The following is a 19,638-nucleotide window of genomic DNA, read 5'->3' as shown; positions in this document are numbered from 1 at the left end:
CCCAGTTCCCACCGCTCCGCGGCCCTGCCTGTGCGATCACCCGACCAGGAGGTTCCCTTGCCCACGTGGCTCGTGCTCACGCTCGCCATGACCCTGTCCTGCGCCACCGTCATCACCCTGGCGGTGCTGCGCGGCCGACGGCGCTCCGCCGCCGACGGGGAGGCGGAGGAGGACATCAGCCAGACCCCCGACGTCGTCGAGTACATGATCATGATGATCGGTGTCGTGTACGCGATCGTGCTGGGTCTGGCGATCGCGGGCGTGTGGGAGGAACGCAACGCCGCCGCGGAGTGGGTCCGGCTGGAGGCCCAGGCGCTGCACGAAGTGCACGAGCGGGTCGCGGCCTACCCGGAGCCGGTGCGTGAGGCGGTCCGCGCGGACGTGGACGCCTACGTCGCCCACACGGTGCACACCGAGTGGCCGTCGATGACCGAGACCGGGCAGCTCTCCGAGCACGGCGACGCTCTGCTGGACCGCATCCGCGAGCGCACGGCCGGGTTCGAACCGTCGACCGCGCTGGAGTCCCACGCCTACCAGGGGCTCGTGGACCAGGTGGCGGAGGCGGACGAGGCGCGCACCGCGCGGGGGCAGAGCGCGGGCACGACGATGCCGGGAGCGGTGTGGTTCGGGCTCATCGTGGGCGCGGTCGTCGTCGTGGGCATGGTCTTCACCCTGCAGATCCGGCGCGACGGGCGGGAGCTGCTGCTGGCCGGCCTGTTCACCGCGCTGATCGCCTTCCTGCTCTTCCTGATCTGGGCCTTCGACGCCCCCTACGCCCGGGGGCTGGCGGAGTCGACGGAGCCCTTCCTCGCGCTCTTCCCCGGCGCGGCCTGACGGCGGGTCGCGGGCGGCCGGAAGCGGGCCGGGACTCGACAGCCGCTCGTACGGCGCGGGCTCGGCCTTGCCCCGGGGCGGGTGCCGCTGATGGGATCGTGATCGCGGACCGGTCCGCGGCCCGACGATCAGCGAAGGAGTCCGGGTGTCAGCTCTCATCCCCGCCCTGGAGAGGCAGCCGGACAAGCCGGCGCTGTGTTTCGGCGACGTGGTGCTCAGCTACGCGCAACTCGCCGGCGCGGCGTACGCGCTGGCCGGGAAGCTGGCCGGCCGCGGGCGGGTGGCCGTGTGGGCGACGCCGACCCCGCACACGGCGCTCGCGGTCGTGGCGGGCGTACTGGCCGGGGTGCCCGTCGTCCCGCTCAATCCCAGGAGCGGTGCGCGCGAGTTGGCGCACGTACTGGCCGACAGCACCCCGGACGTGGTGTGCGTGGCGCCCGAGACGGAGCTGCCGGAGGCGGCCGCCGGGCTGACCACGCTGACCGTCACCCTGGCGCCACCCGCCGACGCGGCGCCCCTCGCCCGCCCGGAGCCCGGTCCGGACGCCTCCGCCGCGCTCATCGTCTACACCTCCGGGACGACCGGTGCGCCCAAGGGCGTCGTCCTCTCGCGCCGGGCGGTGGCGGCCACGCTCGACGACGTGGCGGAGGCCTGGCAGTGGACCGGCGACGACGTCCTGGTGCACGCGCTGCCGCTGTTCCACGTGCACGGGCTGATCCTGGGCGTGCTGGGCCCGCTGCGGCGCGGGGGCACCCTGCGCCACCTCGGCCGGTTCTCGGTGGACGGTGTGACGCGGGCCCTCACCGAGCAGGGCGGCACGATGCTGTTCGGCGTCCCGACGATGTACCACCGGCTGGCGGAGTCCGCCGGGGAGGACGCCGCCCTGGCCCGGGCCCTGGGCGGCGCCCGACTGCTGGTGTCCGGCTCCGCGGCTCTGCCCGTCTACGACCACGAGCGCATCAGGTCGGCGACCGGCGCCCGGGTCATCGAGCGGTACGGCATGTCCGAGACGCTGATGAACACCAGCACCCGCCCGGACGGGCCGTACCGCCCCGGCACCGTCGGCGTGCCGCTGCCCGGGGTGGACGTGCGCCTGGTCGACGACGACGGCGAGCGCGTCGAGGCCGACGACGGCGAGACGGTGGGCGAGATCCAGGTGCGCGGCCCGAACCTGTTCACCGAGTACCTCCACCGCCCCGACGCGACGAACGGGGCCTTCGCCGGCGGCTGGTTCCGCACCGGCGACATGGCCACCCGGGACGCGGAGGGCTTCTACCGGATCGTCGGCCGGAAGTCGACGGACCTCATCAAGAGCGGCGGGTACAAGATCGGCGCCGGGGAGATCGAGAACGCCCTGCTGGAGTTCCCCGGCGTGCGGGAGGCCGCGGTCACCGGGGCGCCCGACCCGGACCTGGGGGAACGCGTCGTCGCCTGGATCGTGCCGGCCGACGGCGCCGCGCCCCCCGACGAGGTGGCTCTCACCGACCACGTGGCGGCCCAGCTCGCCCCGCACAAGCGGCCGCGTGAGGTCCGCTTCGTGGCGGAGCTGCCGCGCAACGACATGGGCAAGGTCATGAAGCGGGAACTGCGGTGAGCGACGGCGGCCCGGCCTCGGCCCGCTCGGTCGTCGCCGCCGTCACCGACGCCTTCACCGACCTCACGGGCACCACACCCGCGCCCGGCGGGACGGCCGCCGCCGAGGGGGACGACGGCCCACTGGGCTGGGCCGGGTACGGGGCAGCCCGGGCGCGGGCCGCGGAGCGGACGGGCGAGAGCGAGTCGGTGGTGTGGGGCGTCGGCGAGGTCGGCGGGCGGCGCGCGGTGGTCGTGGCCTTCGAGTTCGCCTTCCTGGGCGGCTCGCTGGGCGCCCGCACCGGGGACCGGCTGGAGGCGGCGCACGCCCGGGCCCGCGCGCTGTCCCTGCCGGTGGTGTCGCTGATCGCCACCGGTGGCAGCCGGATGCAGGAGGGCATGCGCGCCCTCACCCAGCTCCAGCGCGTCGCGCGCCAGTCGGCGCTGACCCGGGCCGCCGGCCTGCCGCAGCTCGCGGTGTTGCGCGATCCGGCCACCGGGGGCGGCTGGGCCACGCTGGGCGCGGGCGCCGACGTCCTGCTGGCGCTGCCCGGGGCGCAGATCGGCTTCGCCGGATCCCGGGTGCGTCCGGCGGGGGCCGACCCGGCCGCGTACTCGGCCGAGGGGCAGCACGCCGCGGGCCACGTCGACGCGGTGGTGCCGGCGCGGGAGCTGCGGCCCGCGCTGGGGCGCTGGCTGCGGCTCCTGGGCCGCCCCGGGGCCGGACCCGCCGCGCCGCCGGACGCGCTCGGACGGCCGACGCTGCCCGAGCGCGGCTGGGCCGCGGTGCGGCAGGCCCGGGCGGCCGGGCGGCCCCGCGCGGACGCCTACCTCGACGCGTACTTCACCACCCGCGCGGAGGTCTCCGGGGACCGCTGCGGCGGCACCGACCCGGGGGTGAGCTGCGGGTTCGGCGAGCGGGACGGCGCCACGGTGGCCTACGTCGCGCAGCGCGGCACGGCGACCCGGCCCGCCGGGTTCCGCACGGCGGCGCGGTTGATCCGGCTGGCGGGGCGGTTGGGCGTCCCCGTGCTGACCCTGGTCGACACGCCGGGCGCCGCGAACGACGCCGAGGCCGAGCGCGCGGGCGCGGGCGCGGCGATCGCCGAGTGCTTCGCCGCCGTGGCGGAGTCCCCGGTGCCGGTGACGACGCTGGTGGTGGGCGAGGGCGGTTCGGGCGGCGCGCTGGCGCTCGCGGCGCCGGGCCGCACCTGGGTCACACCGGACAGCTACTTCTCGGTGATCGCGCCCGAGCTGGCCGCGGCGATCCTCAAGCGCGGGCCCGAGTCCGTCGAGCGCACGGCGGACGAGTTGCGGCTGCGGCCTCAGGACCTGGTCGCGCTCGGGGTGGCCGAGGGCATCGTCAGCGCCGCGAGGCGCGCGTAGGAGTCCAGCCGGGCGTCGGGGTCGGGGCCGGCGAGAGTGACGAGCACCTCGTCGGCGCCGGTGGCCGCCACCAGGCCGGTGAGCGCGTCGGCCACCTCCTCCTCGGTGCCGGCCACGTGCCCCGCCGCCGCCTCGGCCAGATAGCGTCGCTCGCGGGCGTCCAGCGCCCCGGTGGTGAGGGCGGACGGGTGCCGCAGCGGTTCGAACACGCCGGTGACGCGCGAGCGGGCGACGGCGTGGGCCTCGGGGAGCTGGAGGAGGGTGGCCGCGTGCCGGGTGGCGGCGACGGCGATGTTCGCGGCGAGGACGACGTGGGGCACCGCCGCCCGCGTCGAGGGCCGGAAGGCGGCGCGGTAGCGTGCGACGGCAGCCGTCAGCCGGTCCCGGTCCCGACCAACGGCGATCACCAGCGGCAGCCCGTGGGCGGCGGCCACGTCGGCGCCCGCGTCGCCGGCGAGCACGAAGACGGGCACGCGCTCGGCGCCGCCGGGCAGGGCCGGGACCGGTGCCCGCCCGTCGAGGTGGGCGAGCAGCTCGGCCAGCCGCTCGCCGAAGCCGCCGGCCGCCTCGCGCGGGGTGCCGAGCGCCGCGCGTACGGCCGCGGTGAAGCCGGTGGAGCGGCCGAGTCCGGCGTCGATCCGGCCCGGGTGGAGGGCTTCGAGCACCGCGAACTGCTCCGCGACCACCAGCGGCGGGTGGTTGGGCAGCATGACCCCGCCGGTGCCGACGCGGATGCGGGAGGTGGCGGCGGCCACGGCGGCGGCCAGCACGGTCGGCGCGGAGCCGGCCACCCCGGGGACGCCGTGGTGTTCGGCGACCCAGAACCGGTGGTAGCCGAGCGCTTCGACCGCCCGGGCGAACGCCACCGTCTCCCGCAGCGCCGCCGCCGGCGGTTGTCCGGCGCGCGTCAGGGCGCGGTCCAGCACGGACCAGGGGATCTCGCGGAGCTTGCTCACGTGTGTGCCAACACCGCACGGCGCCCGGCATTCCCGCGCGGGCGGGCGGCTCACGCCACGGCGGCCTCGGACGCCGTCCCGGACGCGGCGAACTCGGTCACCCGGTCGCACCAGCGCTCCAGCAGCACCCGGTCGTGGCCCACGGCCAGCAGCGCGGCGCCGCTGTCGGCCCGGTAGGCCTCCACCACGCCGACCAGCGCGGCCGTGGTGGACGCGTCCAGCATCGCCGTCATCTCGTCGCAGATCAGCAGGCGGGGCCGCAGGACCAGGGCGCGGGCCAGGCAGGCGCGCTGCAACTGGCCGTCGCTGACCTCGTGCGGGCGCCGGGTGAGCAGGTCGTCGCCGAGCCCGACCGTGCGGGCGAGGTCCGCGGTGCGTTCGGGCACGTGGGCGGCGCGGCCGGTGGCGCGCAGCGGTTCGGCGACCAGGTCGCGCAGCGTCAGCCGCGGGTCGGCGGACAGCCGCGGCTGCTGGAAGACCACGCCGACGGCGGTGCGCTGCGCCCGGGGCGCCCGGTGCCGGAAGCCGGTCACCGGCTCGCCGGCCAGGCGCACCTGCCCGGCGTCCGGGCGGTGCAGCAGCGCGGCGACCCGGGCCAGGGTGGACTTGCCGCAGCCGCTCGGGCCGAGCAGGCCCACCGACTCGCCGTCGGCGACGGTGAGGTCGACCTCCCGCAGCACCGGGGCGCGGCGGTCGTATCCGGCGGTGATGGCGCGCAGTTCAAGCATGGGCGGAGTCCAGGGCGTGGTGGCAGGCGGTGCCCTCGGTGAGCGCGGGCCGCTGGGCGCAGGCGTCGGTGGCCCGCGGGCAGCGGGGGGCGAAGGCGCAGCCCGGGGGCAGCGCGTGCAGCTCGGGCGGCATGCCGGGGATGGGCGTGAAGTCCCGCTCGGGCAGCGCCGCGAGCAGCCCGGCGGCGTACGGGTGGCGCGGTCCCGGCTTGCCGAAGAACGTCCCGGCGTCGGCCAGTTCGACGATCCGCCCGGCGTACATGACGGCCACCCGGTCGGCGACGCGTTCGGCGGCGGCGAGGTCGTGGGTGATCACGAGCAGGCCGCGTCCGTCGTCGACGTGGCGGCGCAGCTCGTCCACGGTGCGGTCCACCAGCGCGCGGTCCAGCCCGGTGGTGGGCTCGTCGGCGACGAGCAGCGGGGCGTCCCCGACCAGGGCGAGCGCGGTGGCGGCGCGCTGGGCGAGGCCGCCGGAGAGCTGGTGCGGGTAGCGGTCGAGGTGGTCGGCGGGGAAGGCGGCGCGGTCGGCGGCGGCCAGGACGGCGTCCGGCAGCGCGGCGGCGCCGGCGCCGGTCAGCTCGCGCACCGTCTCGGCGAGCTGGGCCCGCACGGTGCGCACCGGCGTGAGGTGGGCGGCCGGGCTCTGCGGGACGAGGCCGATGAGGCGGCCGCGCACCCGGCGGGCCAGCGTCCGCTCGTCCGCGGTGAGCAGGTCGCGCCCGCCGGCGTGGACGGCGCCGCGCACCTCGGCGTTGCCCGGGAGCAGCCCGAGCAGCGCGGAGGCCAGCACCGACTTGCCGCAGCCGCTCTCCCCCACCAGCGCCAGGCACTCGCCGGCGGCGAGGTCGAAGGAGACGTCGCTGACGGCGGCGACGGTGCGGCCGCCGCTCATGCGGAAGCGGACGGACAGGCCCGCCACCGCCAGCAGGGGGGAACTCACAGCATCAGCTCCGATCGGCGGCGCGGGTTGATCCGCTCGCGCCAGGCCCCGGCCAGTCCGGCGATGGCGAGCGTCGGGATGACGATGAACAGGCCGGGGAAGAGCGTGGGCCACCAGTCCCCGGCGAGCAGGGAGCCGCGCGCGGCCTCGGTCATGGTGCCCAGGCTCGCCTGGTGCGGTGGGATGCCCAGGCCCAGGAAGGACAGCGCGGACTCGTGCCAGATGGCGTGCGGCACCATGAGGACGGCCGCGAGCGCCGCCTGCGGCCACACGCCGGGGACCAGGTGGCGGACGGCCACCCGCCAGCGCGAGGCCCCGCCGGAGACGGCCGCGTCGATGAAGGGGCGCGAGCGCAGCGAGTGGATCTCGGCCCGCACGATGCGGGCGGTGGACACCCAGTGCGTGAGCCCGACGGAGACGATGACGGGCCACACCCCGGGCCGGAACATCGCCACGATGAACACCCCCAGCAGCAGGTGGGGCACCGAGGAGATGGCGTCGACCACGCGCATGACCAGGCGGTCGGTGGTACCGCCCACCGCGGCGGCCAGCGCGCCGACGCACACCCCCAGGACGGAGGCGACGAGCGCGGCGACGAGCCCGACCAGCAGGGAGACGCGCAGCCCGTACACGCAGCGCAGCAGCACGTCGCGGCCGACGTCGTCGGTGCCGAACGGGTGGGCGGCCGAGGGCGGCTGGAGCTTGTTGGCCAGGTCGACGGCCTGCTGGTCCAGGGGGAACAGCAGCGGCACGGCGAGCACGGCCAGGGCCAGCGCGACGACCAGCGCCGCGGCGGTGCGCACCCGCAGCGCGCGGTAGTCGCGGCGGCGCCGTCGCGCACCGGCCGGGACGGTCCAGCCCTCCCGGGGCACCCGGGGGGCGGGCGGGGCGGTGGTGTGCGTCACATCTCCTCCAGGGCGACGCGCGGGTCGGCCAGGCCGTAGAGCAGGTCGGCCAGCAGGTTGCCCAGCAGCACCGCCAGCGTGGCGAGCACGGTCAGGGCGGCGAGCAGCGGGAAGTCGCTGGCGGTGGCCGCGCGCACGGTCGCGGAGGCGATGCCGGGCCAGGAGAAGACCGTCTCCACCAGCAGGGCGCCGGTGATGAGTTCGGGCACCCGCGAGCCCATGAGCGTCAGCACGGGCAGCAGTCCCGAGCGTAGGGCGTGCCCGTAGAGCACGGTGCGCTCCTTCAGGCCGCGTGAGCGCGCGCCGCGCACGGGGTCCTCGTGCAGCGCGTCGCTGACGCCCTGGCGCACGTACAGCACGAACCACGGGGTCTGGGAGAGGGCCAGCACCGCGGCGGGCAGCGTCAGGTGGCGCAGCAGCGAGGCGGCGGTGACGGTGTCGCTGCCGGTGTCGGTGAGGCCGCCGGCCGGGAGCACCCCGAGCTGGAGCGCGAACAGCCAGACGGCCAGCAGGCCGAGCCAGAAGGGCGGCGCGGCCTGGAGCACGTAGGCGGTGGAGGTGACGCAGCGGTCGAGCAGGCCGCCCGGGCGGCGGGCGGCGGTGACGCCGAGCAGCGTGCCCACGACGACGGCGAGGACGAAGGCGACCGCGCACAGCAGCACGGACCAGCCGATGCGCTCGGTGACGACCTGGGCCACCGGCTGGCGCAGGGTCGTGGAGTGGCCGAGGTCCCCGCCGAGCGCGGAGCTCAGCCAGCGCCACCACTGCTCGGCGAAGTGGGCGTCCGCGCCGAGATTCTCGCGGAGCTGGTCCAGCGTCGCCTGGTCGGCCCGGAGCGCGGCGTCCCCGGCGTACTGCTTGACCGGGTCGAACGGCGAGGCGGCGGCGAGCGCGAAGAGGCCGAAGGTGACGGCCGCGAGGACGGGGACGGCGGCCAGCAGCCGCCGCCCGGTCAGCCGGGCCATCGGCCCCCAGGGCAGCCCGGCCCGCCCGCCGCCGCGCGGGGCGGTCTTGGCGGGGGCGGGCCGCACGGGGGCGCCGGGCGTCAGCGTCTTCACTTCTCCCGCTGCCAGTCCTCGATGTTCCACCAGGGCCCGGCGCCCAGGCCGTGGTCGTGCGGCTCGACCTGGGTGGTGACGTTCGTCCAGCCGTCGCTCATCACGTAGACGTGGTCGATGTGGGTGAGGAAGACGTAGCCGGGGTTCTGCTGGAGTTCGCGCTGCACCGCGTCGTAGGCCGCCTTGCGCGTGTCGTGGTCGCCGCTTTCACGGCCCTCGCGCAGCTTCTCGTCCACGGCCGGGTTGTCGTAGCGGGCCATGTTGTGGAAACCGTCGCCTGCCAGTTCGGAGTGGAGCAGGGTGTAGAGGTCGAAGTCGGGGTCGGCGGGGTTGCCGCCGCCGGCCAGGACGGCGTCCCGCTTCATCGCGGGCTCGATGACCTCCCAGGTGCCGGACTCGACGGTGACGTCGATGCCGATCTCCTTGGCGTCGCCGGCGAAGGCCAGGGCGTGCTCCTGGCGGAGCCGGTCGCCGGCCGGGTACCACAGGGTGAAGGCCGCCTTCAGGCCGTCCTTGGCCCGCGTCCCGTCGGACCCGGGCTTCCAGCCCGCGTCGTCCAGGATCTCCCGCGCGACGTCCGGGTCGTGCTTGCGCTCGGTGCCCTCGGCGAACCAGGGGCTGCCGGTGGGCACGGGGCCGTAGGCGGCCTGGCCCGCGCCGTCCAGGATGTTGTCGACCATCGCCTGCCGGTTCACGGCGATGTCCAGGGCGCGGCGCACGGCGCGGTCGCCGGTGACCTCGTGCCCGGTGGGCAGCGTGACGCCGCGGAAGTCGGCCGAGGCGGCGGAGACGACGGTCTTGCCGTCCTCGTCCTCGAACGTCTTCGCGAGGTTGGGCGGCAGCACGGCGGCGTCCAGGTCGCCCGAGCGCAGCCGGGTGGCGCGCACGTCGTCGTCGCCGATGACGGCCATCGTGAGCTTCTCCACCTCCGGCGCACCGCCCCAGTAGTCCGGGTTGGCGCGGAAGCTGAGCTTCTCGCCGCGGCTCCAGGAGGTCAGGACGTAGGGCCCGGTGCCGACCGGCTCGGTGTTGTAGGCGCCGGTGTTGACGTCCTGCTCCCCGGCCACGGCGCGGGAGGCGATGGGCAGCACGGTGCGCTCGGCGAAGGCGGCGTAGGGGTACTTGAGGCGGAAGACGACGGTGTGGTCGTCCTCGGCCCGCACGCTCTCCAGGGCGTCGAGTTCGCCGCGCGCGGGGTTGTTGGTGCCCTCGTCCAGGATCGTCTCGTAGGTGAAGACGACGTCGTCGGCGGTGAAGGGCTTGCCGTCGGAGAAGGTGACGCCTTCGCGGAGGGTGTAGGTGTAGGTCAGGCCGTCCTCGCCGACCTCCGGCAGCTCCGTGGCGAGGGCGGGCTGGAGGTCGAGGTCGGTGTCGTGGCGCAGCAGCCCGTCGAAGATCTTGGAGTTGCCGTCCTTGCCGTAGCCCAGCAGCGGGCTCAGCGTGTCCGGCTCGTTGGCGATGCCGACGACGTAGGAGGTGTCCTCCGAGCCACTGCCGCCGTCGGCGGGGGCGGAGCAGCCGGCCGCTCCCACGAGCGCCGCCACCGCGGCGGCGGCCACTGTCCGTATCCGTCGGGCCGTCATGATCCACACCTTTGCTGAGCGACGTCTGTTGTTGCGAACGGCTCGCAATTAAACCCCAGCAGGCGGGTCGGGTGGGAGACCGGGGGTGGGGCGCGGGGGCGCGCGGGGAGAGCGAAGGCCGCGGGCACCCGGTTTCCGTGACCGGTTGCCGGGCACGCGGAGGGTGAACGGCCGCACAGCGGCGTCACGTTCCGGCTTCTGGCCGGACCACAGAACGGAGGCCCATCGTGCTGAAGGCGATCGCGGACGTGCTCCGGTCGATCGGCGGAGCCATCGCCACCGTGGTGACCCTGCCCTTCCGGGCCCTGGCCCGGCTCTTCGGCGGAGCGTCGAGCACCGCCCGCGGCCACCACTGAGCCGCGCCGCGGGAAGCGTCCGGCCTCGCGGGCCAAAGCCCCCGCGGGCGCGCGTGTTGCCGACGGGCCGCCCCCGACCGGCTACGGCCGGTCGGGGGCGGCCCGTCGGCAACACGGTCGGATATCGGACGGCTGCCACCCCTTGACCACCTCGTTGGTCTATGCCAATGCTGTGCTTCTGCCTCCCCCCACGTCAGGTCCCGTTCACTTTTCCGTCCCCTGTGGACGCAAGGGGTGAGGTATGCCCATCCGGCCGAGACGACTCGCGGCGCTGGCCACCGCCGCCGTGACGACCCTGGTGCTGACCGCCTGCGGGGGCGGCGCCGACGTCGGCGACGCCGAGGAACCCGTGCGCGTGTGGCTCATGCAGAACAGCCTCAGCACCGAGCTCACCGAGCGCGTCGTGGCGGACTTCCGAGCGCGCCACCCCGGCCGCGAGGTGGAGGTCACCGTCCAGGAGTGGACGGGCATCGGGGAGAAGGTCACCGAGGCGCTGGCGGCCGACGAGGCACCCGATCTCATCGAGGTCGGCAACACCCAGGTCGCCCAGTACGTCGCCGCCGGCGGGGTCAGCAACCTCACCCTGAAGGTGCCCGAACTCGGCGGCGACGACTGGATCGGCGGCCTGGAGGAGTCCGGCCAGATCGACGGCTACCAGTACGGCATCCCCTACTACGGCGCCAACCGGGTGGTCATCTACCGCAAGGATCTCTTCGAGGCCGCGGGCGTCACCGAGCCGCCGGCCGACCGGCAGGAGTGGCTGGAGATCACCGAGCGGCTCAACCGGCCGGAGGCCGGGCAGCAGGGCATCTACCTGCCGGGCCAGAACTGGTACGTGCTGGCGGGCTTCGTGTGGGACGAGGGCGGCGAACTGGCGGTCGAGCTCAGCGGTCGCTGGGAGGGGGCCCTGGACACCTCCGAGGCCCTGCGCGGCATGGACTTCTACGCCCGGCTCCAGGCTCTCGGCCAGGGGCCGCCCGACAGCGACGAGGCCGACCCCGAACACGGCGAGGTCTTCGCCGACAACGAGGTCGCCCAGCTCATCGCCCCGCCCGGGCACGCGCGCCTGATCACCGAGCGCAACCCCGACCTGCGCGGGAAGCTGGGCTACTTCCCCGTCCCCGGCAAGAAGGCCGGTGAGCCCGGCGCCGTCTTCACCGGCGGCTCGGTACTGATCATTCCCGAGCGGGCCGGGGACCCCGAGGGGGGCTACGCCTTCCTGCGGCTGCTCACCGGCGACCGCTGGCAGCGCGAGATCGCCAAGACGATGAGCTACGTGCCCAACAAGTCCACGCTGGTGGACGCGCTGGAGGGCGACCCGGGAGCGGAGGCGATGGCGCGCGGCGCCGAGGCCGGACGGGCCACGCCCAACTCGCCCTCGTGGGCCCGGCTGGAGGCGGACAACCCGATCAAGGACTACCAGACCGCCGTGCTGACCGGGCAGAGCCCCGTGTCCGCCGCGCGGGAGGCGTCCGACGCGATCACCCGGCTGCTCAGCGCCACCCCCGGCTGACGCCGCACCGGCACCCGTCCCGGACGCCTGCCGACCGGAACGCCTGCCGACCGGACGCCGCGCCGGGCGGGGCGTCGCTCCGGCCGCGGCCGGGACGGGGCCGCCGCGGGCCGCTCGGCGCGCAGAGTACCGGCGTCCCGGCCCGGGGGGCGCGGGCGGGCAGGTGCGGCGGCGGTGCCCGCGGCAGGCCCGGACGGGTCGGCCGCCCCTCGCGCGGGAGCGGCCGACCCGCACCCACCTGGCGCTCCCGCCTGGCGTGCCACGGCCTCCTCGGGAGGGCGCCGACCTACGGTGATCAGGTGCACCGCTGCCCCTCGGTCCGCAAGGACCTGTACGCCGTCGCGCTCGCCGCCGCCCTGTTCGCCACCGCGGTCGTCCTCGGACACGTCCTCCAGGAGCGGGACGGCACGCTGCGGCTCGGCTGGCCGCCGCTGTACGCCAACTGGCTGCCGCACGTGGGCCCCGGCACGCCCGCCGCGCTGGCCGTGGCCGCGCTCGTCATCGCCTACGGCCCCGCGGTGGCCCGGCGGCTGGGGCCCCGCGCCCTGGCCTGGGCGAGCTTCGGCGCCTCGCTGGCGTGGGTCCTCTCGCTCGCCCTGGTGGACGGCTGGCACCGGGGCGTCGCCGCGCGGCTGACGACGAAGTACGAGTACCTGCGCTCGGTGCCCGAGGTCACCGACGTCTGGCACACGCTGCGCGAGTTCACCGGCCGCATCCTCATGGACTCCCCCGACAACTGGCCCGCCCACGTCGCCGGCCACCCGCCGGGGGCGCTGCTGACGTTCGTGTGGCTGGACCGGATCGGGCTGTCCGGCGGCGCCTGGGCCGGGGTGTTCTGCGTCGTCGCGGCGTCCTCGGCGGCGGCGGCCGCGGTGGTGACGGTGCGCGCGCTGGCGGGGGCGGACCTCGCCCGGCGGGCCGCGCCCTTCCTGGTGCTGGCCCCGGCGGCGGTGTGGCTGGGCACCTCCGCCGACGGCTACTTCACCGGCGTGAGCGCCTGGGCCGTGGCCCTGCTGGCGCTGGCCGCGACCGGGCGCGCGCGCCGGCCGTGGCTCGCGGCGCTGGGCTCCGGGCTGCTGTTCGGGTGGACGCTGTACCTGTCCTACGGGCTGACGCTCATGGCGCTGATCGGCGTGGCCGTGCTGGTGGCGGCGCGCACCGCCCGGCCGCTGCCGTGGGTGCTGCTGGGCGTCGCCCCGGTCGTCGCCGCCTTCACGCTGGCGGGCTTCTGGTGGCTGGAGGGCTATCTGACGCTGCACGAGCGCTACTACCAGGGGGCGGCGGGCGTCCGTCCGTACGCGTACTACGTGTGGGGGAACCTGGCGGCGCAGGTGGTGTCGGTGGGCGTGGCGGGGGTGGCGGGCGTGCGCCGGGCCGCCGCCCGGGCCCGGCGCCCCTCACCCCTGGTCCTCCTGGTGGCGGGCGCGGTGCTGGCCATGGCCGTCGCCGACCTGTCCGGCATGAGCAAGGCGGAGACCGAGCGCATCTGGCTCCCGTTCGCCCTGTGGGTGCTGCCCGCCGCCGCGCTGCTGCCCCGGGCCTGCCACCGCTGGTGGCTGGGTGCGCAGGCCGCCGTGGCGCTGGCGGTCAACCATCTGCTGCTGACGGGCTGGTGACGCCCGCGCAGCCGGCCGCCACCGGGGCGCGGCCCGCCTCCCGCCCCGGACGCGCGGGCCGCGGGGCGGTCGCGGGGCGCAGGGCCACGAAGCGGCGTCCCGCGCAGGTCCACTCCTCCAGCACGCGCCACCCGGCCGCGGTGGCCTGGCGGCGCAACGCGCCCGTGCCGCAGCGGGCCCACGGGAAGGCCGGGCCCCGCGCGCCGCTGCCGTCGTCCAGGCAGACCTCGCAGAACTCCTCGACCTCGGCCGTCGCGGCCTCGGCCAGCAGCAGCCCGCCCGGTGCGAGCAGGGCGCCGACACGGCGCAGCAGCGCCTGCGGGTCGCCTCCGATGCCGATGTTGCCGTCCAGCAGCAGCGCCCGGTCCCAGCGGCCCTCGTCGGGCAGCGGTTCGAAGACCGACCGGCACAGCGCCGGGCCGCCCAGCCGCCGGGTGTGGCGCACGGCGGCCGGCGCGGAGTCGATGCCCAGCGCCCGCCCGCCGTCCCCGGTCAGCGCGGCCACCATCCGGCCGGGCCCGCACCCGATGTCCAGCACGCTGCCGGCGCACCGGCCGAGCACGGACCGGTCGGCCTCGTCCGCGCGGGCGCACCAGCGTTCGACGTCCAGCGGGAGCAGCCAGCCGTCGGCGCGCCGCAGGAACAGCGGGCCGCGGCCACTGCGCAGCGCCCGCTCGTAGGGGTCGGCGTGCCAGGGGAGCTGCTCGCCGGGCGAGGGCGCGGTCGTGGTCATCGTGCCGCCGCCCGGGGGTGTGCCGCCAGCGCGCGGGCGAAGTGGCCGCCCGGTGCGGCGGCGGCGACCTCGGCGGCGTCCTCCGCGGTGTCGACGTCGCGCAGCACCGGCAGGTCCCGCACCCGCAGCCCGGCACCGGTGAGCCGTGCGCGCTGGCGCGCCCCGGTGTCCGGGCGGGACATCGGCACCCCGCGGACGAGGTCGGGGCCGCCGCGCGCGTCCGCCAGGGCCAGGGCCCAGAAGCCGCCGTCGGCGGCCGGGCCGAACCAGGCGTCGCACCGCGCGAAGGCTCCCGGCTCCAGCACCGGGGCCAGGGTGCGCGCGGTCACCTGCGGGGTGTCCATGCCCAGCAGCAGCGCCGGGCCGCGGCAGGCGGCGAAGGCGGTCGCGATGCGCTCGTCGAGCCCGCCCCCGCCCTGCGGCCGCACCTCGAACCCGGCGGGCAGCCACGGTCCGGGGCGGCCCGCGAGCGCCAGCACCCGGCGGGCGGCGGGCAGGGCCGCGACGGTGCGCAGCGTGTCCCGCAGCGCGGCCTCGGCGAGCCCGGCGGCCTCGTCGGGGCTGAACGGCGGGGTGAGGCGGGTCTTCACGCGCCCGGGCGCGGGCTCCTTGGCGATGACGACGACGGTCAGCGCGGCGGGACCGGGGCCCGGCGGCGGCGCGGGGGCGCTCACCGGAGCACCGCGCGCATGTCGCGGACGGCGCCCAGCGTGCCGAGCCAGGTGCCCGTGACCTTCGAGCGCCCGGTGCGCGGCCGGTAGGGCACGGACGTCTCGTGGACGCGCCATCCGGCGTCGCAGGCGCGCAGCACCATCTCCAGCGGGTAGCCGCTGCGCCGGTCGGCCAGGCCCAGGCCGAGCAGGTCGGTGCGGCGCGCGGCGCGCAGGGGGCCCAGGTCGTGCAGCCGCACGCCGGTGCGGCGGCGCACCATCCGGGCGAGCGCCAGGTTCCCGGCCCGGGCGTGCAGGGGCCACGCGCCGCGCGCGGTGGGGCGCCGGCGGGCCAGGACCAGGTCGGCCGCGCCCGCCCGCACCGGGTTCGCTACGGCTTCCACGGCGGCCGGGTCGAGGGAGCCGTCGCAGTCGCAGAAGGCCACCACGTCGGCGTCGGCCGCCTCCAGGCCCGCGTGGCAGGCGGCGCCGAAGCCGCGCCGCGGTTCGCGCACCACCCGGGCCCCCAACGCGGCGGCGAGCTCCGCCGAGCCGTCCGTCGAGCCGTTGTCCACCACGATCGCCGTCCAGCCCCGCGGGACCCGCGACAGGACCCACGGCAGCGCCGCCGCTTCGTCCAGGCAGGGCAGCACCAGGTTTCCTCGCTGCGTTGGGGTGTCGTTCATCTCGCCCACCCTACGAGGACATAGGGGGCGAAAGGGACTACCGGACGGTGCGGCACGCGGAGGCGGTGCCGGGGAGTGCGCCGATGCGCGCCCCGGGCCGCCGAACGGGTGACACGCCGCGCGTCAGCCGACCGCCAGCGGCTCCCGGGCGAAACGGGCCATGCCGTCGGCGAAGCCCACCCGCGGGCGCCAGCCCAGCTCCTCGCGCAGCCGCCGGGAGCAGGCGGTGATGTGCCGGACGTCGCCGAGCCGGTACTCGCCGGTGACGACGGGCGCGGGGCCGCCGAAGGCGTCCGCGAGCGCGCGGGCCATCTCCCCCACCGTGTGCGGCTCGCCGCTGCCGGTGTTGTACGCGCGCAGCTCCCCCGGCGCCCTCCCGCCGACGGCCTCCAGCGCCGCCACGTTGGCCGCCGCCACGTCGGCGACGTGGACGAAGTCGCGACGCTGGCCGCCGTCCTCGAACACCCGCGGCGGACGCCCGGCCTCCAGCGCGGAGCGGAAGAACGACGCCACCCCGGCGTACGGCGTGTCGCGCGGCATGCCGTCGCCGTAGACGTTGTGGTAGCGCAGGCTGACGGCACGGCCCCCGGTGGCCCGGGCCCAGGCGGCCGCCAGGTGCTCCTGGGCGAGCTTGGTGGTGGCGTAGACGTTGCGCGGGTCCGCCGGAGCGTCCTCGGTGACCAGCTCCGGGGCGAGCTCGGCCCCGCACCGCGGGCACGGCGGCTCGAACCGGCCCGCGTCCAGCTCCGCCACCGCACGCGGGCCCGGCCGCACCGCCCCGTGCTCCGGGCAGCGGTAGCGGCCCTCCCCGTAGACCACCATCGACCCGGCCAGCACCAGGTGCGCCACCCGCGCCCGGGCCATCTGCTCCAGCAGCACGGCGGTGCCCAGGTCGTTGACGGCCACGTAGTCGGCGGCGTCCGAGAACCCCCGGCCCAGGCCCACCATCGCCGCCTGGTGGCACACCGCGTGCATCCCCGACAGCGCCTCGGCCAGCGCGTCGGCGTCCCGCACGTCGGCCCGCACCCCGTCGGGCGCGGACCGCACGTCCAGGGCCGTGGGTTCGTGCCCCGCGGCGCGCAGCGCCGCCACGACGTGCGAGCCGATGAACCCGGCTCCTCCGGTGACCAGGACGCGCATGGCCCCCACCGTAGGCGGGGCGCGGACACACCGGTGCGAACCGGGGCGGAGTGTCGGCCCCCTGGCCGGGCGGGGTGGCGCAGCACACCCGGCACCGGTCCGCCGCCCTATGGCCAAGGGACGCGCGCCGGTGCCACGATCGTTGCCATGAGCAACGATCGCCTGCGTGATGTGTACATCGTCGACGCCGTGCGGACCCCCGTCGGCAAGTACGGCGGCGCGCTGTCGGGCGCGCGGCCCGACGACCTCGCCGCCCACGTCGTCCGCGCCCTGGTGGACCGCGCGCCCGCCCTGGACCCGGCGCGCGTCGACGACGTGGTCTTCGGCAACGCCAACGGCGCGGGCGAGGAGAACCGCGATGTCGCCCGCATGGCCGTGCTGCTCGCCGGGCTTCCCGTCACCGTCCCCGGCACGACCGTCAACCGGCTGTGCGGCTCCGGGCTGGAGGCCCTGGTGCAAGCGGCCCGCGCGGTGGCCACCGGAGACGCCTCGGTCGTCGTCGCCGGCGGCGTGGAGTCGATGAGCCGGGCGCCCTGGGTGGTGCCCAAGCCCGAGCGCGCCTTCCCCGCCGGGGCGCCCGAGATGGCCTCCACCACGCTGGGCTGGCGCATGGTGAACCCACGCATGCCGAAGGCGTGGACGGTCTCGCTGGGCGAGGGCGCCGAACTCGTCGCCGACCGGCTGGGCATCACCCGCGAACAGCAGGACGCCTTCGCCCTCGCCAGCCACGAGAAGGCGGCCCGGGCCTGGAAGGACGGCGCCTACGACGCCGAGGTGGTGCCTTACGGTGACGTGGACCTGCCCCGCGACGAGTGCGTGCGCGACGCCACGTCCGTCACGGCGCTGGCCAAGCTCAAGCCGGTGTTCCGGCCGGAGGGCGGCACCGTCACGGCCGGCAACTCCTCACCGCTCAACGACGGCGCCGCCGCGCTCCTGGTGACGGACGAGGCGGGGCTGCGGGCCACCGGGCGCGAGCCGCTCGCCCGGGTGCGCGGCTCGGCGGTGACCGGCATCGAGCCCCAGCTCTTCGGCCTCGGACCGGTCGAGGCCGTGCGCCGGGTCCTGGAGCGCACCGGGCGCTCCTTCGCCGACCTGGACATGGTCGAACTCAACGAGGCCTTCGCCGCGCAGGCGCTGGGCTGCCTGGCCGAGTGGCCCGAGCTGGACCCGGCGAAGGTGAACCCGCGCGGCGGGGCCATCGCCATCGGCCACCCGCTGGGCGCCTCCGGCGCGCGCATCGCCGGCGCGGTGGCCCACCAACTCGCCGCGGCGGGCTCGGGCGTGGGGCTGGCGGCGCTGTGCATCGGCGTCGGACAGGGGCAGGCCCTGGTGCTGGAACGGTAGCCCGGCGAGCGCGGCGGCGGTCGGCGTCGGACGGGCGGGCGCGGGCGGCGGGCGACGGGCACGGCGGACGGGGCGCGCGGCGGGCGCGAGCCGGTGGGCACGGCGACGCTCCGGGCGCGGGCGGTGGGCGCGTCCGACGGCATGTGCGCGCCTGGCCGGGCGCCGGGGGTGGTAGTCGTGGCCGGTATGGACTGGTTCACGGCCCCCCACTACGGAGTGGCCCGCCTGGTGTTCCAGCGCGGGCTCGCCGTGGTGTACCTCGTCGCCTTCGTCTCCGCCGCCCTGCAGTTCCGGGCGCTGATCGGCTCGCGGGGCATGACGCCCGCCGCGGACTTCGTGCGCCGGGTGCCCTTCCGTGCCGCGCCCAGCCTGTTCCAGTGGCGGTACTCCGACCGCCTGTTCGCGGCCGTCGCCTTCGGCGGTGCGGCCCTGGCGGCGGCGCTGGCGGCCGGGCTCGGCGACGTGGTGCCGCTGTGGGCCGCCGTCCCGCTGTGGCTGCTGCCCTGGGCGCTGTACCTGTCGATCGTCAACGTCGGACAGGCGTGGTACGGGTTCGGCTGGGAGACGCTGCTGCTGGAGGCGGGCTTCCTGGCCGCGTTCCTCGGCAACGGCACCGTCGCGCCGCCCCTGCCCGTCCTGCTCCTGCTGCGCTGGCTCCTCTTCCGCGTCGAGTTCGGCGCAGGGCTCATCAAGTGGCGCGGGGACCGCTGCTGGCGGGACCTGACGTGCCTGGACTACCACCACGAGACGCAGCCGATGCCCGGCCCGCTGAGCTGGTTCTTCCACCACCTGCCCAGGCCGCTGCACCGGGTGGAGGCGGCGGCCAACCACGTCGCGCAGCTCGCGCTGCCGGTGCTGCTGTTCGCCCCGCAGCCGGTGGCCACCTGGGCGGCCGCCGGGATCGTCGTCACGCAGCTCTGGCTGGTGCTGTCCGGCAACTTCTCCTGGCTGAACTGGCTGACGATCCTGCTGGCGGTGGCGGCCGTGGACTTCTCACGGCTCGGCCTCGCCAGCGCACCGCCCGCCTACGGGCCGACGCCCCCGTGGTTCGCCGTGCTGGTCGCCGCGCTGACCGTCCTCGTCGCCGTCCTCAGCTACCGGCCGGTGCGCAACCTGCTGTCGCCCCGGCAGCGGATGAACCGCTCCTTCGACGCCTACCACCTGGTCAACGCCTACGGGGCGTTCGGCAGTGTCACGCGGCTACGGCACGAGGTGGTCATCGAGGGCACGGCCGACGAGCGGATCACGCAGGACACGGTGTGGCACGAGTACGGCTTCCGCGGCAAGCCCGGCGACGTCAGGCGGCTGCCGCGGCCGTACGCGCCCTACCACCTGCGCCTGGACTGGCTCATGTGGTTCGCCGCCCTCTCGCCCGCCTACGCCCGGCCCTGGTTCACCGCGCTGCTGGAGCGGCTGCTGACCGGTGACCGCGACACGGTGCGCCTGCTGCGGCACGACCCCTTTCCCGACGGCGGCCCCGCCCACGTCCGCGCACGGCTGTACCGCTACCGCTTCACCACCTGGCGCGAGCTGCGCGCCACGGGGGCGTGGTGGCACCGCGAGCTGGTGGGCCCGTACTCACCGACCCTGTCCCGGCGCCCGTAGCCAGCGGAACGGGGCGGGGCGACGCCCTCGCCG

At 76.6% G+C, this 19,638-nt stretch carries 18 protein-coding genes; 8 read left to right on the top strand and 10 right to left on the bottom strand.

The genetic code is table 11. The features are described 5' to 3' along the window. Positions 1–57: 57 nt before the first annotated feature. From OSB71_RS06015 to OSB71_RS06005, 3 genes are all read left to right on the top strand, one after another. Positions 58–834: a bestrophin-like domain gene (locus OSB71_RS06015; protein WP_265944996.1), complete on the top strand. Its 777-nt coding sequence runs from the start codon at positions 58–60 to the stop codon at positions 832–834. 145 nt (positions 835–979) lie between these two features. Further along, positions 980–2,428 (top strand): acyl-CoA synthetase, encoded by a 1,449-nt coding sequence (locus OSB71_RS06010; protein WP_265944994.1) that lies wholly within the window; start codon positions 980–982, stop codon positions 2,426–2,428. After that, positions 2,425–3,792 carry a carboxyl transferase domain-containing protein gene (locus OSB71_RS06005; protein ID WP_265944992.1) on the top strand — a complete coding sequence of 456 codons (1,368 nt, stop codon included), beginning with the start codon at positions 2,425–2,427 and terminating at the stop codon, positions 3,790–3,792. The genes OSB71_RS06010 and OSB71_RS06005 overlap by 4 nt, the downstream gene beginning before the upstream one ends. Here the strand turns inward: OSB71_RS06005 and OSB71_RS06000 are convergent. The 6 genes from OSB71_RS06000 to OSB71_RS05975 form a co-directional block, all read right to left on the bottom strand. Then, on the bottom strand, positions 3,732–4,748 hold the full coding sequence (locus OSB71_RS06000) for an MsnO8 family LLM class oxidoreductase (RefSeq protein WP_265944990.1): 1,017 nt from the start codon (positions 4,746–4,748) through the stop codon (positions 3,732–3,734). The two genes, OSB71_RS06005 and OSB71_RS06000, sit on opposite strands and share 61 nt — an antisense overlap. Before the next feature lie 50 nt (positions 4,749–4,798). Next, complete coding sequence (locus OSB71_RS05995; protein WP_265944987.1) at positions 4,799–5,476, bottom strand: ABC transporter ATP-binding protein; 678 nt, start codon at positions 5,474–5,476, stop codon at positions 4,799–4,801. Further along, positions 5,469–6,368: an ABC transporter ATP-binding protein gene (locus tag OSB71_RS05990; protein ID WP_416237205.1), complete on the bottom strand. Its 900-nt coding sequence runs from the start codon at positions 6,366–6,368 to the stop codon at positions 5,469–5,471. Before OSB71_RS05990 ends, OSB71_RS05995 begins: the two co-directional genes overlap by 8 nt. Before the next feature lie 44 nt (positions 6,369–6,412). After that, positions 6,413–7,225 (bottom strand): ABC transporter permease, encoded by an 813-nt coding sequence (locus OSB71_RS05985; protein WP_265945209.1) that lies wholly within the window; start codon positions 7,223–7,225, stop codon positions 6,413–6,415. A 92-nt stretch (positions 7,226–7,317) separates the two neighbouring features. Next, entirely contained in the window at positions 7,318–8,286 is a 969-nt protein-coding gene (locus tag OSB71_RS05980) for an ABC transporter permease (protein ID WP_265945207.1), read from the bottom strand. 89 nt (positions 8,287–8,375) lie between these two features. Then, positions 8,376–9,962 carry an ABC transporter substrate-binding protein gene (locus OSB71_RS05975; protein ID WP_265944983.1) on the bottom strand — a complete coding sequence of 529 codons (1,587 nt, stop codon included), beginning with the start codon at positions 9,960–9,962 and terminating at the stop codon, positions 8,376–8,378. A 227-nt stretch (positions 9,963–10,189) separates the two neighbouring features. Here OSB71_RS05975 and OSB71_RS05970 point away from each other — a divergent pair, with 227 nt between their 5' ends. From OSB71_RS05970 to OSB71_RS05960, 3 genes are all read left to right on the top strand, one after another. Next, positions 10,190–10,318, top strand: coding sequence for an LPFR motif small protein (locus OSB71_RS05970; protein ID WP_265944981.1), 129 nt, complete (start codon positions 10,190–10,192; stop codon positions 10,316–10,318). A gap of 241 nt (positions 10,319–10,559) precedes the next feature. Further along, positions 10,560–11,831, top strand: a complete 1,272-nt coding sequence (locus tag OSB71_RS05965; protein WP_265944978.1) for an extracellular solute-binding protein — start codon at positions 10,560–10,562, stop codon at positions 11,829–11,831. Between the two features lie 299 nt (positions 11,832–12,130). Continuing rightward, positions 12,131–13,447 carry a hypothetical protein gene (locus tag OSB71_RS05960; protein WP_265944976.1) on the top strand — a complete coding sequence of 439 codons (1,317 nt, stop codon included), beginning with the start codon at positions 12,131–12,133 and terminating at the stop codon, positions 13,445–13,447. Here OSB71_RS05960 and OSB71_RS05955 read toward each other — a convergent pair. The 4 genes from OSB71_RS05955 to OSB71_RS05940 form a co-directional block, all read right to left on the bottom strand. Then, complete coding sequence (locus OSB71_RS05955; protein ID WP_265944974.1) at positions 13,419–14,180, bottom strand: methyltransferase domain-containing protein; 762 nt, start codon at positions 14,178–14,180, stop codon at positions 13,419–13,421. The two genes, OSB71_RS05960 and OSB71_RS05955, sit on opposite strands and share 29 nt — an antisense overlap. After that, positions 14,177–14,854 carry a TIGR04282 family arsenosugar biosynthesis glycosyltransferase gene (locus OSB71_RS05950; RefSeq protein WP_265944972.1) on the bottom strand — a complete coding sequence of 226 codons (678 nt, stop codon included), beginning with the start codon at positions 14,852–14,854 and terminating at the stop codon, positions 14,177–14,179. Before OSB71_RS05950 ends, OSB71_RS05955 begins: the two co-directional genes overlap by 4 nt. Further along, a complete protein-coding gene (locus tag OSB71_RS05945) occupies positions 14,851–15,516 on the bottom strand; it encodes a glycosyltransferase family 2 protein (protein WP_265944970.1) in 666 nt (221 codons plus the stop codon). Before OSB71_RS05945 ends, OSB71_RS05950 begins: the two co-directional genes overlap by 4 nt. 123 nt (positions 15,517–15,639) lie before the next feature. Then, positions 15,640–16,656, bottom strand: a complete 1,017-nt coding sequence (locus tag OSB71_RS05940; protein ID WP_265944968.1) for an NAD-dependent epimerase/dehydratase family protein — start codon at positions 16,654–16,656, stop codon at positions 15,640–15,642. Between the two features lie 147 nt (positions 16,657–16,803). Between OSB71_RS05940 and OSB71_RS05935 the strand changes: the two genes are divergently transcribed. Next, positions 16,804–18,000: a thiolase family protein gene (locus tag OSB71_RS05935; protein ID WP_265944966.1), complete on the top strand. Its 1,197-nt coding sequence runs from the start codon at positions 16,804–16,806 to the stop codon at positions 17,998–18,000. Between the two features lie 186 nt (positions 18,001–18,186). Then, the gene (locus tag OSB71_RS05930) at positions 18,187–19,605 is read left to right on the top strand and encodes a lipase maturation factor family protein (protein WP_265944964.1); all 1,419 of its coding nucleotides are present in this window, start codon (positions 18,187–18,189) and stop codon (positions 19,603–19,605) included. The last annotated feature ends 33 nt before the right edge of the window (positions 19,606–19,638 follow it).

The organism is Streptomyces marinisediminis (genome assembly GCF_026262575.1).
Taxonomy (GTDB): domain Bacteria; phylum Actinomycetota; class Actinomycetes; order Streptomycetales; family Streptomycetaceae; genus Streptomyces; species Streptomyces marinisediminis.
Note: the sequence above shows the minus strand (reverse complement) of the source record. Positions and strands in the feature narration are given on the sequence as shown.

Excerpts from the sequence above, each read along its gene's own strand:
- OSB71_RS05955 (WP_265944974.1), bottom strand. The coding sequence starts at position 14,180 with ATGACCACGACCGCGCCCTCGCCCGGCGAGCAGCTCCCCTGGCACGCC.
- OSB71_RS05965 (WP_265944978.1), top strand. The coding sequence starts at position 10,560 with ATGCCCATCCGGCCGAGACGACTCGCGGCGCTGGCCACCGCCGCCGTG.
- OSB71_RS05940 (WP_265944968.1), bottom strand. The coding sequence starts at position 16,656 with ATGCGCGTCCTGGTCACCGGAGGAGCCGGGTTCATCGGCTCGCACGTC.
- OSB71_RS05980 (WP_265945207.1), bottom strand. The coding sequence starts at position 8,286 with ATGGCCCGGCTGACCGGGCGGCGGCTGCTGGCCGCCGTCCCCGTCCTC.
- OSB71_RS05945 (WP_265944970.1), bottom strand. The coding sequence starts at position 15,516 with ATGAACGACACCCCAACGCAGCGAGGAAACCTGGTGCTGCCCTGCCTG.
- OSB71_RS05930 (WP_265944964.1), top strand. The coding sequence starts at position 18,187 with ATGGACTGGTTCACGGCCCCCCACTACGGAGTGGCCCGCCTGGTGTTC.
- OSB71_RS05975 (WP_265944983.1), bottom strand. The coding sequence starts at position 9,962 with ATGACGGCCCGACGGATACGGACAGTGGCCGCCGCCGCGGTGGCGGCG.
- OSB71_RS05935 (WP_265944966.1), top strand. The coding sequence starts at position 16,804 with ATGAGCAACGATCGCCTGCGTGATGTGTACATCGTCGACGCCGTGCGG.
- OSB71_RS05995 (WP_265944987.1), bottom strand. The coding sequence starts at position 5,476 with ATGCTTGAACTGCGCGCCATCACCGCCGGATACGACCGCCGCGCCCCG.
- OSB71_RS05990 (WP_416237205.1), bottom strand. The coding sequence starts at position 6,368 with ATGAGCGGCGGCCGCACCGTCGCCGCCGTCAGCGACGTCTCCTTCGAC.